At 59.9% G+C, this 16,013-nt stretch carries 14 protein-coding genes; 10 read left to right on the forward strand and 4 right to left on the reverse strand.

Annotated elements, in window-relative coordinates; genetic code table 11:
- Position 1 precedes the first annotated feature (1 nt).
- Positions 2 to 1,057 (reverse strand): haloacid dehalogenase-like hydrolase, encoded by a 1,056-nt coding sequence (locus SLW75_RS20530; RefSeq protein WP_410930342.1) that lies wholly within the window; start codon positions 1,055 to 1,057, stop codon positions 2 to 4.
- 217 nt (positions 1,058 to 1,274) lie between these two features.
- Positions 1,275 to 1,787, reverse strand: a complete 513-nt coding sequence (locus SLW75_RS20535; RefSeq protein WP_065991065.1) for a dihydrofolate reductase — start codon at positions 1,785 to 1,787, stop codon at positions 1,275 to 1,277.
- A 132-nt stretch (positions 1,788 to 1,919) separates the two neighbouring features.
- Between SLW75_RS20535 and SLW75_RS20540 the strand changes: the two genes are divergently transcribed.
- From SLW75_RS20540 to SLW75_RS20550, 3 genes are all read left to right on the forward strand, one after another.
- Positions 1,920 to 3,299 (forward strand): DUF2868 domain-containing protein, encoded by a 1,380-nt coding sequence (locus SLW75_RS20540; protein WP_410935309.1) that lies wholly within the window; start codon positions 1,920 to 1,922, stop codon positions 3,297 to 3,299.
- Complete coding sequence (locus tag SLW75_RS20545; protein WP_065991061.1) at positions 3,292 to 4,677, forward strand: GTPase/DUF3482 domain-containing protein; 1,386 nt, start codon at positions 3,292 to 3,294, stop codon at positions 4,675 to 4,677. Before SLW75_RS20540 ends, SLW75_RS20545 begins: the two co-directional genes overlap by 8 nt.
- Before the next feature lie 121 nt (positions 4,678 to 4,798).
- Positions 4,799 to 5,254: a YkgJ family cysteine cluster protein gene (locus SLW75_RS20550; RefSeq protein WP_065991059.1), complete on the forward strand. Its 456-nt coding sequence runs from the start codon at positions 4,799 to 4,801 to the stop codon at positions 5,252 to 5,254.
- A gap of 207 nt (positions 5,255 to 5,461) precedes the next feature.
- Here the strand turns inward: SLW75_RS20550 and typA are convergent, their stop codons facing one another.
- Positions 5,462 to 7,282 (reverse strand): translational GTPase TypA, encoded by a 1,821-nt coding sequence (typA, locus tag SLW75_RS20555; protein ID WP_065991054.1) that lies wholly within the window; start codon positions 7,280 to 7,282, stop codon positions 5,462 to 5,464.
- Positions 7,283 to 7,422: 140 nt separating this feature from the next.
- Positions 7,423 to 8,877, reverse strand: a complete 1,455-nt coding sequence (gene thiI, locus SLW75_RS20560; protein WP_410935310.1) for a tRNA uracil 4-sulfurtransferase ThiI — start codon at positions 8,875 to 8,877, stop codon at positions 7,423 to 7,425.
- Positions 8,878 to 9,209: 332 nt separating this feature from the next.
- Here thiI and glnA point away from each other — a divergent pair, with 332 nt between their 5' ends.
- The 7 genes from glnA to ntrC all read left to right on the forward strand — a co-directional run bounded on the left by glnA (position 9,210) and on the right by ntrC (position 15,930).
- Complete coding sequence (glnA, locus tag SLW75_RS20565) at positions 9,210 to 10,616, forward strand: glutamate--ammonia ligase (RefSeq protein WP_037018763.1); 1,407 nt, start codon at positions 9,210 to 9,212, stop codon at positions 10,614 to 10,616.
- 167 nt (positions 10,617 to 10,783) lie between these two features.
- Positions 10,784 to 11,233, forward strand: a complete 450-nt coding sequence (locus SLW75_RS20570; RefSeq protein ID WP_065991050.1) for a cupin domain-containing protein — start codon at positions 10,784 to 10,786, stop codon at positions 11,231 to 11,233.
- A 28-nt stretch (positions 11,234 to 11,261) separates the two neighbouring features.
- Positions 11,262 to 11,828 (forward strand): chorismate mutase, encoded by a 567-nt coding sequence (locus tag SLW75_RS20575; protein WP_167355816.1) that lies wholly within the window; start codon positions 11,262 to 11,264, stop codon positions 11,826 to 11,828.
- A 127-nt stretch (positions 11,829 to 11,955) separates the two neighbouring features.
- Positions 11,956 to 12,480 (forward strand): DUF4124 domain-containing protein, encoded by a 525-nt coding sequence (locus SLW75_RS20580; protein ID WP_410935311.1) that lies wholly within the window; start codon positions 11,956 to 11,958, stop codon positions 12,478 to 12,480.
- Positions 12,464 to 13,108 carry a DUF4124 domain-containing protein gene (locus SLW75_RS20585; protein WP_410935312.1) on the forward strand — a complete coding sequence of 215 codons (645 nt, stop codon included), beginning with the start codon at positions 12,464 to 12,466 and terminating at the stop codon, positions 13,106 to 13,108. Before SLW75_RS20580 ends, SLW75_RS20585 begins: the two co-directional genes overlap by 17 nt.
- Before the next feature lie 303 nt (positions 13,109 to 13,411).
- Positions 13,412 to 14,497 (forward strand): nitrogen regulation protein NR(II), encoded by a 1,086-nt coding sequence (gene glnL, locus SLW75_RS20590; protein ID WP_065991042.1) that lies wholly within the window; start codon positions 13,412 to 13,414, stop codon positions 14,495 to 14,497.
- Positions 14,494 to 15,930 (forward strand): nitrogen regulation protein NR(I), encoded by a 1,437-nt coding sequence (gene ntrC / locus SLW75_RS20595; RefSeq protein ID WP_065991040.1) that lies wholly within the window; start codon positions 14,494 to 14,496, stop codon positions 15,928 to 15,930. The genes glnL and ntrC overlap by 4 nt, the downstream gene beginning before the upstream one ends.
- Positions 15,931 to 16,013 lie beyond the last annotated feature (83 nt).

Raw genomic sequence — 16,013 nt, forward strand, 5'->3', positions numbered from 1 at the left:
CTTACTGAATCTCGTCCGGCTTGACGATCACCCAGTTCTTGTCCGCCGTGACCGGCAATCCCTCTTTGGCCTGAGCCTCGGCATTGGTCTTCATCATGCCGTTGAGCTGGGTCATGTACTTGTCCTTTCGGTTGATCCACAGATGAACGCCGCCTTTGCTGACGTCGACGCTGTGGAACAGCATGTAGCCATCGCTGGTGGGGGTGTCGCCGCCCACCAGCACCGGTTTTTTCCACTGATCGATGTAGGTCAGAATCGCTGCCTGCTTGCCGGCCATCCAGGTCGCCGGGGTCCACAGGTAAGGCGTCAGCTCAAGACCGAGGTTAGCCTTTTCGTCGTATTTGCCGGCGGTGATCTGCTTGCGGGCGGTGGTCAGCTCGCCTGTCTCGCGGTTCTTCAGCAGTGTGGTCACGCCGATGACGTTCTGCGGCTTCACGTTGTAGCCGTATTTGGGATCGGCGGCGACCATGCGCACCAGCTCTTCTGACGCCGCGGTCATGACATAGACCTCAATACCGTTTTCCATCAGCTTGTTGTACAGCTCGGCCTGACCGGTGAAGACCTTGGGCGGCTGCACTTCGATGGTCTTGACCACATCGCCTTCGTAATACGTACTCGGCACCGGCTTGCCCGAGGCCATCAGCTCGTCAACGTAGCCTTTGAGCTCTTTGAGGGTGAAGCCGGAAAACACTTGCGCGACCCACGGATAGCAGACCATGTCGTCGATTTCGCAAAGCCGGTAGTAGTAGCTGAACAGGCTTTCCTTGTGGTCAGCGGTGTCCTTGAACGGGATGAGCTTGAGGGAAGGATCGAGTGTGTCGCGGGTGATCAGCCCCTTGTTTTCCATGAACGGCAGCAGCGACTCTTCCAGGTCGTAGCGGTAGCTGGTGTTGTCCATGTCGAAAACGGCGAAATTACCTTTGTTGGCGTTTGCCGCAATCATGGCGTTGAGCTGCTTGGCGGCAGGCGCAGGCCAGTGGGTCAGTTCGGTGGCGAGTGCCTGTCCGGCCAGACCCAGACACAGCGCGGTGGCCAATAATGTTGGTACGAATTTCATGGTGATCCCCTCCCCTTTTTTGGTTCGAGGAGGACCCTAACAAAAAGCCATGACTGTTTGGATGCGTCAGCGACAACGTCTGTTCTGATGGCGTCACCCCGATCGCCATTCACGACAGATGACATGAAAACGACGTTTTGGTGACAGCGCTTGGGCTGCTCACTCCCACAGTTGACCGCATTCCCCTGTAGGAGGGAGCTTGCTCGCGATAGCGATATCAGGCCCGCTCCCAAACCTCGAAACTGTACGCAGGCTTGTCATCCAGTGCCGGGTTTGGCGTGTCGGAAACCAGTTTCCACTGCGCCAGATCGAATTCCGGAAACCACGCATCGCCTTCGGGACTCAGCGCCACGCGGGTGAGGTACAGGCGGTCAGCGTGCTCAAGGGCCTGGCCGTAAAGCTGGGCGCCGCCGATCAGCATCACTTCACTGACGCCCTGCTCGGCCGCCCACTCTTCCGCGCGGTGCACCGCCGCTTCCAGAGAGGTGAAGACCTCGGCGCCCTCAAGCTGCAAATCCTGTTGGCGCGTGACCACCAGATTCAACCGCCCCGGCAGCGGACGACCGAGCGAATCCCAAGTCTTGCGACCCATGATGATCGGCTTGCCCAGCGTAGTCGCCTTGAAATATTTGAAATCACCCGGCAAGTGCCAGGGCATGGAATTGTCGACGCCGATCACCCGGTTTTCAGCGAGTGCGGCGATCAAGCTCAGGGGGAGATGTTTTTTCATGGCGCGAGGATATCAGAGCGCCCTGCCCCAGCACATTCGCTCGCCACGCGGTCCAAGCACCGATACCCGTTCGCTGCGCGATCGCAGCCACACCGGTTATGCTCAACCACGACTTTACCGACGAGACGCCGCGTGACTGCACTGACTCCCCTTGATGAACTCTGGCTGACCGAAGCCGTGCGCCTGCGTGAAGAACACGCCGGCGCGCTCCAAGATGAAGAGGCCAATCGCCGCGCGCGCGCCGCTGCGGGCGACCTGCAAACCCGGATCAAACACCGCGCCCTGTGGCTCGCCGAACGCGACGGCATGCTCAAGGCGCTGCATCACTGGAAACAAGGCGCGCGCCTGGCGTTGATCGTGCTGGCGGTGTTCGCGGTGGTCAGCGGCGCCGGACTGGCGTTCGCTGCCTTGGGCGACGGCCAGACGCCCGTCAATGTGTTCTGGGCGCTCGGCAGCCTGCTCGGGCTTAACCTGATTCTGCTGTTGAGTTGGGCCATCGGCGTGCTCTTCGTCGGGGAAAGTACCGCCGGCCTCGGTCGCCTCTGGCTGTGGCTAAGCGAGAAACTGGCGCGCGATGCCCAGGCGGCGCAGCTCGCGCCGGCGTTGATATTGCTGCTGCAACGCAAGCGCCTGAACCGCTGGGTGCTGGGTATCTGCGTCAACGGCTTGTGGCTGCTCGCCTTGGTCAGCGCCCTGACGCTGCTGCTGTTACTGATGGCGACGCGGCGCTACGGCTTCGTCTGGGAAACCACCATTCTGGGCAGCGACACCTTTGTCAGCCTGACCCGAGGCCTGGGAGCAATCCCCTCGCTTCTCGGTTTCAGCGTCCCCACCGAGTCGATGATCCGCGCCAGCGGTGATAACGCGCTCGCCATCGAAAACGCCCGTCAGGCCTGGGCTGGATGGCTGGTCGGCGTGCTGGTGGTGTTCGGTATTGTGCCGCGCTTGCTGCTGACGATGCTGTGTTACCTGCGTTGGCGCGTGGGTCGACGAGGGTTGTCACTGGATCTGAGCCATCCCGGTTTCGTCGAGCTGCGCGAGCGCTTGATGCCCAGCAGCGAACGGCTGGGCATCAACGATGCCGCGCCTCCCGAGCTTCACACCGTGGTCACCGGTCCGTCAGCGAGCGAAAGCCAGGGCGCGCTGCTGGTCGCCATCGAGCTGGACAATCAGCAGCCGTGGCCGCCCGAGCTGCCCGACAGCGTGGTCAACGCCGGCATTCTCGACTCCCGTGAGTCAAGGCGCACACTGCTCGACCAACTGACACGCTACCCGCCTGCGCGTCTTGCCATCGCCTGCGATCCACGTCGCTCGCCGGATCGCGGCAGCCTGGCGTTGATTGCCGAGTTGGCTCGCTGCGCCACCGCGACGCGCATCTGGCTGTTGCCGGCCCCCACCGGACAGGCGCTGGACGCCGACCGACTGGAGGATTGGCACACGGCGCTGCAGCAGCTTGAACTGCACTGGACCGACAGTGCGCCGATGACCTGGCTGGAGAGCGGGCATGACTGACAAGGACGCAATTCGCCCGTTGAAACTGGCCGTGGTCGGCCACACCAACGTCGGCAAAACCTCACTGTTGCGCACGCTCACCCGCGACGTCGGCTTCGGCGAAGTCTCCCACCGCCCGAGCACCACCCGGCACGTCGAAGGCGCGCGGTTGTCGGTGGATGGCGAGGCGCTGCTGGAGCTGTACGACACGCCCGGCCTGGAAGACGCCATCGCCCTGCTTGATTACCTCGAGCGGCTGGACCGACCCGGCGAACGGCTCGACGGCCCGGCGCGGCTCGGGCGCTTTCTGGAAGGCAGCGAGGCGCGCCAGCGTTTTGAACAGGAGGCCAAAGTGCTTCGTCAGCTACTCGCCTCCGACGCCGGCCTGTACGTGATCGACGCGCGAGAGCCGGTGCTTGCCAAGTACCGCGACGAGCTTGCGGTGCTTGCCAGTTGCGGCAAGCCGTTGCTGCCCGTGCTCAATTTTGTCAGCAGTGCGCAGCAGCGCGAACCGGACTGGCGTGAAGCGCTGGCGCGTCTCGGCCTGCACGCGCTGGTGCGTTTTGACAGCGTTGCACCGCCCGAAGATGGCGAACGCCGTCTGTATGAAAGCCTGGCCCTGCTGCTGGAAACCTCCCGCGGCAGACTGGAGCGTCTCATCGCAGATCAGCAGGCCCAGCGTGAGGCTCGCAAGCAGAGCGCCGCCAGGCTGATCTCCGAGCTGTTGCTGGACTGCGCTGCCTGCCGCCGAAGTGTTGCGACGGATTCCGGTCAGGTACAGGCGGCCATCGACGATCTGCGCAAAGCCGTGCGCCAGCGCGAACAACGTTGCGTCGAGTCGCTGCTCAAGCTCTACGCGTTTCGTCGAGAAGATGCCTCGGCCAGCGATTTGCCGTTGATGGATGGCCGCTGGGGGGATGACCTGTTCAATCCCGAAACCCTGAAATTGCTGGGCGTACGCGTGGGTGGCGGTATTGCTGCGGGCGCGGCGGCAGGTGCAGGCGTGGACTTGCTGGTGGGCGGCATCACGCTGGGTGCGGCGGCACTGGTCGGCGCGATTGCAGGCGGCGCTCTGCAAACAGCGCGCAGTTACGGCGGGCGGCTGATGGACAAATTCAAGGGGCAGCGCGAACTGACGGTCGACGATGCCGTGCTGCGACTGTTGGCGCTGCGCCAACGGCAATTGCTGCAAGCGCTGGAAGTGCGCGGCCACGCCGCCATGGAGAGCATCAAACTGACCGCGCCTCTGGACAAGACCTGGCGCGAAGGCAAGCTGCCGGAGGCGCTGCACAAGGCGCGAGCGCATCCGCAATGGTCGTCGCTGAATCCTGGCGCAAAGCTGAACCAGAGCGAGCGGCAGGAGCAAGTGGAGGCCTTGGCAAAGACCGTGCTGGTCTGAAATGGGCGGCCGCAATGCTCTACCGGTCAGCAGCCGACAGTCGCCCCGACGATTTTGCGATAGGGGAATTGCGCGCGGACCGGTATGATCGCGCGCCCGATACACCCGGAAGCACACGCGCATGAAACCCACCTTGATCGCCGCTGCAGAACTCGACCGCATCGAGACCTGGCAGAAATATTCCAGCTACATGTGCGGAGGCTGTGTTTCCAGTTGCTGCACGCTCCCTGTGGAAGTGAAGATCAAGGACCTGATCCGCATCGGCATCGTCGACGAGTTCGAACAGGGCGATAACCCGAAGAACATCGCCAAACGCTTGCAGAAGGACGGGATCGTCGAGCGCTTCAATCAGAAGTCCGGGATCTTCACCCTCCAGCGCATGAGCAACAACGATTGCCTGTACCTGGATCGCAAGAGCCGGCTGTGCACCATCTATGACAAACGCCCCGACACTTGCCGCAACCACCCGAAGATCGGCCCGCGCCCGGGTTATTGCGCCTATAAACCGAAAGAAGTCGTGCGCGAAGCTACCGGTACGTTGAATTCGAACTCCGGCCGGGTGCCGTTGAAGTTCTAAGCCTTCTATAGTGCTCGCGTACGCCTTCCCGGCTGAAGCCGGTCCTACCAAAGGCGCGCAGACCTTAGTGGGACCGGCTTTAGCCGGGAAGAGGCCGGATTGAGCGGCATCGCCCTCACAGCATCGACACCGGCCAAACCAAAACGCAGACAAACAAAAACGCCCCCGGCCTTTCGACCGGGGGCGTTTTCGTTCAGCCGGGGCTAGTTACGCCTTGGCTTTCTTGGCAGCACGGGTACGCTCGCCTTCGTCGAGGATCTTCTTGCGAAGACGGATCGACTTAGGGGTGACTTCGCACAGCTCGTCGTCCTGGATGAATTCCAGAGCCTGTTCCAGGGTGAAGCGAACAGGTGGAACCAGAGCGATGGTTTCGTCTTTGCCCGAAGCACGCATGTTGTCGAGCTTCTTGCCTTTGGTTGGGTTCACGCCCATGTCGTTATCGCGGCTGTTCAAGCCAACGATCTGACCGTTGTAGATCTCCTGACCGTGCTCGACGAACAGCTTGCCGCGCGCCTGCAGGGTTTCCAGGGAATAGGTCAGTGCCTTGCCGGTCTCAACCGATACCAGAACGCCGTTCTGACGACCGGACATGTCGCCGGACTTCATGGTGTCGTAGCGGTCAAAGATCGAGGTCAGGATGCCAGCACCGTTGGTCAGGGTCAGGAACTGGTTACGGAAACCAATCAGGCCACGAGCAGGGATGTTGTATTCCAGACGCACACGGCCTTTGCCATCCGGCACCATGTTGGTCAGGTCGCCCTTACGCAGACCCATCTCTTCCATGACCTTGCCCTGGGATTCTTCCGGGGTATCAATGGTCACGTTTTCAAACGGTTCCTGCTTCACGCCGTCTACCTGACGGATGATCACTTCAGGACGACCGACACCCATTTCGAAGCCTTCGCGACGCATGGTTTCGATCAGTACCGACAAGTGCAGCTCACCACGGCCGGAGACCTTGAACTTGTCAGCCGAGTCGCCTTCTTCAACGCGCAGAGCAACGTTGTACAGCAGCTCCTTGTCCAGACGCTCCTTGATGTTACGGGACGTCACGAACTTGCCTTCTTTACCGCAGAACGGCGAGTCGTTGACCTGGAAGGTCATCGAAACGGTGGGTTCGTCAACGGTCAGCGGCTTCATCGCTTCCACTGTGTCCGGGTGGCACAGAGTGTCGGAGATGAACAGCGATTCCATACCGCTGATGCAAACGATGTCGCCAGCAGCAGCTTCTTCGACGTCGATGCGGTGCAGACCGTGGTGACCCATGAGCTTCAGGATACGGCCGTTGCGGCGCTTGCCGTCAGCACCGATCGCAACAACCGGAGTGTTTGGCTTGACGCGGCCACGAGCGATACGGCCAACACCGATGACGCCCAGGAAGCTGTTGTAGTCCAGTGCCGAGATCTGCATCTGGAACGGGCCGTCACGGTCAACCTTTGGCGCAGGGACGTTGTCGACGATCGACTGGTACAGCGGGGTCATGTCTTCAGCCATGTCGGTGTGATCCAGACCGGCAATACCGTTCAGGGCCGAGGCGTAGACGACTTTGAAGTCCAACTGTTCTTCGGTAGCACCGAGGTTGTCGAACAGGTCGAAGATCTGGTCCAGAACCCAGTCCGGACGCGCGCCTGGACGGTCAACCTTGTTGATGCAGACGATTGGACGCAGGCCGGCTTCGAAAGCCTTCTTGGTCACGAAACGCGTTTGCGGCATAGGGCCGTCCTGGGCGTCGACCAGCAGCAGAACGGAGTCAACCATCGACATCACGCGCTCTACTTCACCGCCGAAGTCGGCGTGGCCCGGGGTGTCAACGATGTTGATGTGGTAGCCATTCCAGTTGATCGCGGTGTTCTTCGCGAGAATGGTAATACCGCGTTCTTTTTCCTGGTCGTTGGAGTCCATCACGCGTTCGTCGTTGAGCTCGTTGCGCTCAAGGGTGCCGGACTGGCGCAGGAGCTTGTCAACGAGGGTAGTTTTACCGTGGTCAACGTGAGCAATGATGGCGATGTTGCGTAGATTTTCGATCACTTGTGTATCTCGATCAGAGGATTCGGTCAGCTGTCTGATTGTAGGCAGCTATGAACGGTGGAGCCGGCGAAAGCCGTTACGGCTGACGACTGGTGTCGGGGGGCCGGTGACGCAAGCCACAGGCAAACAGCCCCGGGCACTTAGCTCGGTCGATAAACGCGCACATTGGCATGCCCCTCACTGAGCAGATGATGAGCATGCAGGCGACTCATGACGCCTTTGTCGCAATAGAGCAGGTACTGGCGCGTATCATCCAGTTCCTTGAAACGGCTGTTCAATGCAAAGAACGGCAGCGTTTGTACTTCAACGCCAGTCAGCGCCAGCGGGCGGTCTTCAGCGTCATCCGGGTGACGGATGTCGATGACCACTTGCCCGGCCAGCGCCTGACCGACTTCTTCAATCTGAACGTCCTGGCCCAATTCCTCGATCACGCGATCGATCGGTACCAGACGAGCGTTTTCAAGCGCACGCTCGAGCACGGCCATGTCGAACGATTTTTCTTCGTGCTCGACCCGGTTGCGCTTGGCAGCGGTCTTCGGGTTCACCGAAATCACCCCGCAGTATTCGGGCATGTGCCGGGCAAAATCGCCGGTGCCGATCTGATCGGCCAGGTCAATGATGTCCTGCTTGTGACTGGCGATCAGCGGCCGCAAGACCAGCTTCTCCGTCACGCAATCAATGACCGACAGGTTGGGCAGCGTCTGGCTGGACACCTGGGAAATCGCCTCGCCGGTGACCAGCGCGTCGATTTCCAGCCGGTCGGCAATGTTCGTCGCGGCGCGCAACATCATACGCTTCAATACTACGCCCATATGACTGTTATCGACTTTTCCGAGAATTTCTCCCAGAACTTCCTCGAACGGTACGCTGACAAACAGCACGCGCTGGGAGCTGCCGTACTTCTTCCAGATGAAGTGCGCGACTTCCATCACGCCCAGCTCGTGGGCACGTCCGCCCAGGTTGAAGAAGCAGAAATGGCTCATCAGGCCACGACGCATGATCTGGTACGCGGCCACGGTGGAGTCAAAACCACCGGACATCAGGATCAGGGTCTGCTCAAGCGAACCCAGCGGATAACCGCCCATGCCGTTGTGCTGGCTGTGAATCACGAACAGGCGCTGGTCGCGGATTTCGATTCTGACTTCGACTTCCGGGGCCTTCAGCGAGATGCCGGCGGCGTTGCATTCACGGCGCAGCTTGCTGCCGACGTACTTCTCGACGTCCATGGAGCTGAAGTCGTGATGACCCGCTCGCTTGCAGCGCACCCCGAATATCTTGCCGGGGATCGCATCGCCGAAGTGCAGCTCGCACTTCTCATAGATGTCTTCCATGTCGCCCAGCGGATACTGGTCAACCTGCAGAAAGTGCGTGATGCCGGGCATGCAGCTCAGCCGCTCGGTCATCTCGCGCAGCACTTTGGCATCCTCGACCCTGGTTTCGACCTCAAGGTTGTCCCACACGCCATCCACCACCAACGCCGGGTCCAGATCGCGGAGCACCGTACGGATGTTCTTGGCCAGCTGTTTGATGAAGCGCTTGCGCACAGGCCGGCTTTTGATAGTGATTTCTGGGAAGACTTTGACGATTAATTTCATGAAAACAGCGCGCTAGGTCCCGGTCGAAAAAGGGGGGCGCGGATTATAGCGGAAATTGCTCAAGGTTTAACCAGTTATCGTACAGTCAATCGTCCACGCACCAAAACGGCCCTGTATACAATTACTTGGCACCACAACGGTGCGCCTGTTTTCGAATATGCGACGTTTAACACGCTAAAAGACAGGTATTCCCGAGGAAATCCCAACACAGGGCACTGGCATGCAAATTGCTCCCTTGTGAGGCAGGTTGCCTTGGTCGAGTATCGCGCCCGGCATCACCCAAATTGAAGGGCCCACTACTACTCAGGCCCTAATCCACCCCGGAGGACAACATGTCGAAGTCGGTTCAACTCATCAAAGATCATGACGTTAAGTGGATTGATCTGCGCTTCACGGACACCAAAGGCACTCAGCACCACGTGACCATGCCGGCCCGCGATGCGCTGGAAGACGACTTCTTCGAAGTCGGCAAAATGTTCGACGGTTCCTCCATCTCGGGCTGGAAAGGCATCGAAGCCTCCGACATGATCCTGCTGCCGGACGACGAAACCGCCGTCCTGGATCCGTTCACCGAAGAGCCTACCCTGATCCTGGTTTGCGACATCATCGAACCGTCGACCATGCAAGGTTACGATCGCGACCCACGCGCCATCGCTCACCGCGCGGAGGAATACCTGAAGTCGACCGGCATCGGTGACACTGTATTTGCCGGCCCTGAGCCAGAATTCTTCATCTTCGACGAAGTGAAATTCAAGTCCGATATCTCCGGCTCCATGTTCAAGATCTACTCCGAACAAGGTTCGTGGATGTCCGACGCTGACATCGAAGGCGGCAACAAGGGCCACCGTCCAGGTATCAAAGGCGGCTACTTCCCGGTTCCACCGTTCGACCACGACCACGAAATCCGCACCGCAATGTGCAACGCTCTGGAAGAAATGGGCCAGGTCGTCGAAGTTCACCACCACGAAGTGGCAACCGCTGGCCAGAACGAAATCGGCGTGAAATTCAACACGCTGGTTAAAAAGGCTGACGAAGTTCAGACCTTGAAATACGTCGTGCATAACGTTGCCGACGCTTACGGCCGCACCGCTACCTTCATGCCCAAGCCTCTGTACGGCGATAACGGTTCCGGTATGCACGTTCACATGTCCATCTCCAAAGATGGCAAGAACACCTTCGCAGGCGAAGGTTATGCCGGCCTGTCCGACACCGCTCTGTACTTCATCGGCGGCATCATCAAACACGGCAAGGCCCTGAACGGATTCACCAACCCGGCAACCAACTCGTACAAGCGTCTGGTTCCAGGCTTCGAAGCGCCGGTCATGCTGGCCTACTCGGCTCGTAACCGTTCGGCTTCGATCCGTATTCCTTACGTCAATAGCCCTAAAGGCCGTCGTATCGAAGCACGTTTCCCGGACCCGGCAGCCAACCCGTACCTGGCATTCGCTGCCCTGTTGATGGCAGGCCTGGACGGCATCCAGAACAAGATCCACCCTGGCGATGCTGCTGACAAAAACCTGTATGACCTGCCGCCTGAAGAGGCGAAAGAGATCCCACAGGTTTGCGGCAGCCTGAAAGAAGCCCTGGAAGAGCTGGATAAAGGCCGTGCGTTCCTGACCAAAGGCGGCGTATTCAGCGACGACTTCATCGACGCTTACATCGCTCTGAAATCCGAAGAAGAAATCAAAGTACGCACCTTCGTACACCCACTGGAATATGAGCTTTACTACAGCTGCTGATCCAGTCGCGCAGGCGTAAGCCGCGTGAACAAGAGGCCTCCTTCGGGAGGCCTTTTTTGTTACTGAGCGCGTATTGTTCAGTCGCTATAAATATGTACCGCAGATGGGAACGATGCTTCCGGCAACCTTGTGCTTTCTGCTCTTCAACAAGCACAAGGATTTCTTTCATGCTCAACATCACCCCCGCCTGCCTGCTGCTGGCGATGATCGCCCTTGGCGGATGCGCCACCGCGCAAACGTCCAGCTCCGCTCCAGTCTCAACGGTCGAGTCCACCGTTCTGCTCAAAAGCTCAACTTCCTGGGACGGAACACCCTATGACGCCTACCCTGTCGGCAACCCTGAGCTGACGGTCCTCAACATCAAGATCCCCGCCAACACCGCCCTCAAATGGCACGAGCACCCGATGCCCAATGCGGCCTATGTCGTGTCCGGCAATCTCACGGTAGAAACCCGCGAAGGCGGCAAGTCGATTCAGCTGAAACCAGGCGATGTGCTGCCTGAAATGGTCGCCAGGCAGCACCGAGGCCTGACGGGAGACACCGCCGTGGAGCTCGTCGTTTTTTACGCCGGAACACCGGGAATGCCACTTTCTTCCAGCCAAAATGTTAAACAGTGATCGCTTGGTCATACGTGAGGACATGACAATGCTCAAACAGCTCCAACTCGCCGCCCTGGCCTGCGGCCTGGTGTCGACCGGCGTTCACGCGGCGCCTGCTCAGCAGCCTCCTGGGCAACTTCAGCCGCTTATTGCGGCCATGGAGCAAAGGCTGGAAATCGCCAATGACGTGGCGCGCAGCAAATGGCACAGCGGCAAGCCGGTACAGGACAGTGAGCGCGAGCGCCAGGTGATCCAGAGCGCCGAATCACGGGCGGGTGAATTCAAACTGGCGGCCGACGACGTGCGCGAGTTCATGACCGCCCAGATGGAAGCCAACAAGATGGTGCAATACGCGCGCATCGAGCAGTGGCGTGAAACCGGCCACTCTCCGGAGAAGCCCGAATCCAGTCTCACCGATGGCATCCGGGGTCGGCTGGATACGCTGCTGCCGGTGTTGATGCAAAGTTACTCGGCGTTTCAGCCTTATCGCAGCGATGCCAAGTGCCCGGGTTGGGTGCAGTCGGAAATCCAGCGGCAGGCAAGTGATCCGGTCATCGTGACCGCGTTGCAACGGGCGGCAGGCGACCTTTGCCGGATCAAGGCAAGCCAGTAAGCAGGCACGCAGATCCGCTTCTCAACTGACACCGTCGATCAGTATTCCTCTATGCTGATCCTGTGCCGCGCCATGCATTGAGCGCGGCACCATTGTTGGTTGTCCTGATCGCTGCACTGGAGTGTTCATGCGTCAATGTCTCGCCCTTCTGCTGCTGGTGTTTGCACTGCCCGCTGCCGCGCAGATCTACAAATACACCGATGCCTCCGGTAACACGGCGTACAGCAACCAGCCGCCGAACGGCACCAAAGCCGAAACTGTCGAGCTGCCGCCGCTCAACAGCGTCGAGACCGTCGTGCCTGCCGCGCCGCCGCCACTGCCCGCGGCGCAGAACCAGAACCAGCAAACCGCTGCCACCTATCAGGTGCTCGCGCTGAAAGACCTGCCCCAGGACGAAGCGCTTCGTGCCAACAACGGCTCGTTCACCGTTGGCGTGGCCATTGAGCCTCGTCTGCAGCCCGGGCATTTGCTGCAGTTGATAGTGGACGGCGCGCCCTACGGCCAGCCCACCAATATTCCGCGACTGCAGGTGATGGAGCTTGAACGGGGCGAACACAGCTTCTCGGTTCAGGTCCTGGACAATCAGCGTTCCATCCAGCAAAGCGAGACGGTCAACCTGACAGTGCAGCGAGTTCATGTCGGTAAACCTTAAACACTTTTGCCGGTTGGCCATTGCCCTCTGCCTGCTGTTCGGCGTAACTCAGTCCGCCCTCGCCCAGGTGTATACCTACGTCGATGCAGACGGGAATCGGGTCTTCACCGATCAACCTCACCGCAATGCGAAGAAGGTCGACATTGCGCCGACCAACCGGGTCGATCAGCCTGCGAAGGCGCCCAGTCGGCCATCCAAACCGAAGCCAGCGGCGGGTCCCATCTTTCATTATCAGTTGCTGCGCATTCTGGCGCCGGAACCTGACAGCACGATTCGCGACATTGAGGGCAACCTGAATGTCACCGTCAGCAATGAGCCAGAGCTACAGCCAGACCACCTGTACCGGTTACTGCTCGACAGCAAACCCTATGGCGAGCCGACGCGCAGCCCGGTGTTTCCGCTGACCAACATCGACCGCGGCACTCACCAGCTGTCCGTGGAGATCGTCGATCAATACGGCCGAGTGCTGGAGCGAACCCCCAATCAGCCCTTTCACCTGATACGCATCTCTCTGGCGCAGAAGCGGCTCGCACAGCCTTGCAAAACGGATGATTACGGCGTGCGCCCCGAATGCCCCCTCAAGGACAAGCCAGAAGAAGAATCGAGCTTCTTTCCATTTTTCCGCTAAACCATGCCTGACTGGCTATGCTCTATTATGGTGCGCAACCTGAACAAGGTTTCGTTCTAAAAGCCCATTTTGGTTCAGCATTCAGGAATTCATGCACTGTCGCCGGGCCTGCCGTGCAAAAAACGCTCGCAATTCCTCAATCCGCGCTTCTTTTCGGAGCCTTGGTTTGGTTTTTGCATTTTGTAATGAATGCGCGAGCACATCACACGTTTCAGCGGTTTCCATACGCTGGCAAAGACCAATCAGCGCCTGCACTCACGGCCCAGACCGTGTGCATAGAGCCAAAAGAGGTCACCGGGATTCATGACTATCAGCGATGCGTTGCATCGGTTGTTACTCGACAACCTGACCACTGCCACGATTCTGCTCAACTCGGACCTGCGCCTCGAGTACATGAATCCTGCCGCTGAAATGCTGCTGGCCATCAGCGGTCAGCGCAGCCACGGACAATTCATCAGCGAGCTGTTCACCGAATCCGCCGAAGCGCTGAGCTCCCTTCGTCAGGCAGTCGAACAGGCCCATCCGTTTACCAAGCGTGAGGCCATGCTCACCGCACTGACCGGCCAGACGCTGACGGTTGATTACGCCGTCACGCCGATCCTTTCCCAGGCCGAGACGATGCTGCTGCTGGAAGTCCATCCCCGTGATCGCTTGCTGCGCATCACCAAGGAGGAGGCTCAGCTGTCCAAGCAGGAAACCACCAAGATGCTGGTGCGTGGCCTGGCCCATGAGATCAAGAACCCTCTTGGCGGGATTCGCGGTGCCGCGCAGTTGCTGGCACGTGAGCTGCCGGAGGAGAGCCTCAAGGACTACACCAACGTCATCATCGAAGAGGCTGACCGTCTGCGTAATCTGGTCGACCGTATGCTGGGCTCGAACAAGCTGCCGATGCTGGCGATGACCAACGTGCATGAAGTGCTCGAGCGCGTGTGCAGCCTGGTCGAAGCCGAAAGCCAGGGATGCATCACCCTCGTGCGCGACTACGACCCGAGCATTCCCGATGTGCTGATCGACCGCGAGCAGATGATTCAGGCGGTGCTCAATATCGTGCGCAATGCCATGCAGGCGATCAGCAGCCAGAACGAGCTGCGTCTGGGGCGCATCAGCCTGCGCACGCGCGCCATGCGTCAGTTCACCATCGGCCACGTGCGCCATCGTCTGGTCAGCAAGATCGAAATCATCGACAACGGCCCCGGCATTCCGCCGGAGCTGCAAGAAACCATTTTTTATCCCATGGTCAGCGGCCGCCCGGATGGCACCGGGCTGGGCCTTGCCATTACCCAGAACATCATCAGTCAGCACCAGGGGCTGATCGAGTGTGATAGCCATCCTGGCCATACAACATTCTCGATCTTCCTGCCGCTGGAACAAGGAGCAGCGTCGACATGAGCCGTAGTGAAACTGTCTGGATCGTCGATGACGACCGTTCCATCCGCTGGGTACTGGAGAAAGCCCTGCAGCAAGAGGGCATGACCACACAAAGTTTCGACAGCGCCGATGGTGTGATGAGCCGCCTGGCCCGCCAGCAACCGGACGTGATCATTTCCGATATCCGCATGCCCGGCGCCAGCGGCCTGGACCTGCTGGCGCGCATTCGCGAACAGCATCCGCGCCTGCCGGTCATCATCATGACCGCGCATTCGGACCTCGACAGTGCCGTGGCGTCCTATCAGGGCGGTGCCTTCGAGTACCTGCCCAAGCCGTTCGACGTTGACGAAGCCGTTTCTCTGGTCAAACGCGCCAATCAGCACGCTCAAGAGCAGCAAGGCCTGGCCGTTCCGCCAACCTTGACGCGCACGCCGGAAATCATCGGCGAAGCGCCGGCGATGCAAGAGGTGTTTCGCGCCATCGGCCGCTTGAGCCACTCCAATATCACCGTGTTGATCAACGGCGAATCCGGGACCGGTAAAGAACTGGTTGCCCACGCCCTGCACCGGCACAGCCCACGGTCGGCGTCGCCGTTCATTGCGCTGAACATGGCCGCAATTCCGAAAGACTTGATGGAATCCGAACTGTTCGGCCACGAAAAAGGCGCGTTCACCGGCGCGGCGAACCTGCGCCGCGGGCGTTTCGAGCAGGCCGACGGCGGCACCCTGTTTCTCGATGAAATCGGCGACATGCCGGCCGATACCCAGACCCGACTGCTGCGCGTGCTGGCAGACGGCGAGTTCTACCGGGTGGGCGGTCACGTGCCGGTCAAAGTCGACGTGCGCATCATTGCGGCGACCCACCAGAATCTGGAAACCCTGGTCCAGGCCGGCAAGTTCCGCGAAGACTTGTTTCACCGCCTGAACGTGATCCGCATTCACATCCCGCGCATGTCCGACCGCCGCGAAGACATTCCGACGCTGGCCCGCCACTTCCTCAGCCGCGCTGCGCAGGAACTGGCCGTTGAGCCCAAGCTATTGAAGGCGGAAACGGAGGAATACCTCAAGCACCTGCCGTGGCCGGGCAACGTCCGTCAGCTGGAAAACACCTGCCGCTGGATCACGGTGATGGCTTCAGGCCGCGAAGTGCACGTCAGCGATCTGCCGCCTGAACTGCTGAGCCTGCCGCAGGACGCTGCCCCGGTGACCAACTGGGAACAAGCGCTGCGTCAATGGGCGGATCAAGCGCTGGCGCGCGGCCAATCCAGCCTGCTGGACAGCGCCGTGCCGACGTTCGAACGCATCATGATCGAGACCGCGCTCAAGCATACCGCTGGCCGTCGTCGCGACGCTGCCGTGCTGCTGGGCTGGGGCCGCAACACCTTGACCCGCAAGATCAAGGAATTGGGCATGAAGATCGATGGCGGGGACGATGACGAGGGTGATGAGGCCTGAGTGAGCTGTCATTTATGACAGTTTACGCCGTAAGGCAACAGTGATTAGCTCCTGAAGTCTCGACCACTGAGACAGGGAGCTCA

It is taken from the genome of Pseudomonas sp. W5-01 (assembly GCF_046540435.1).
GTDB classification, from domain to species: Bacteria; Pseudomonadota; Gammaproteobacteria; order Pseudomonadales; family Pseudomonadaceae; genus Aquipseudomonas; species Aquipseudomonas graminis_B.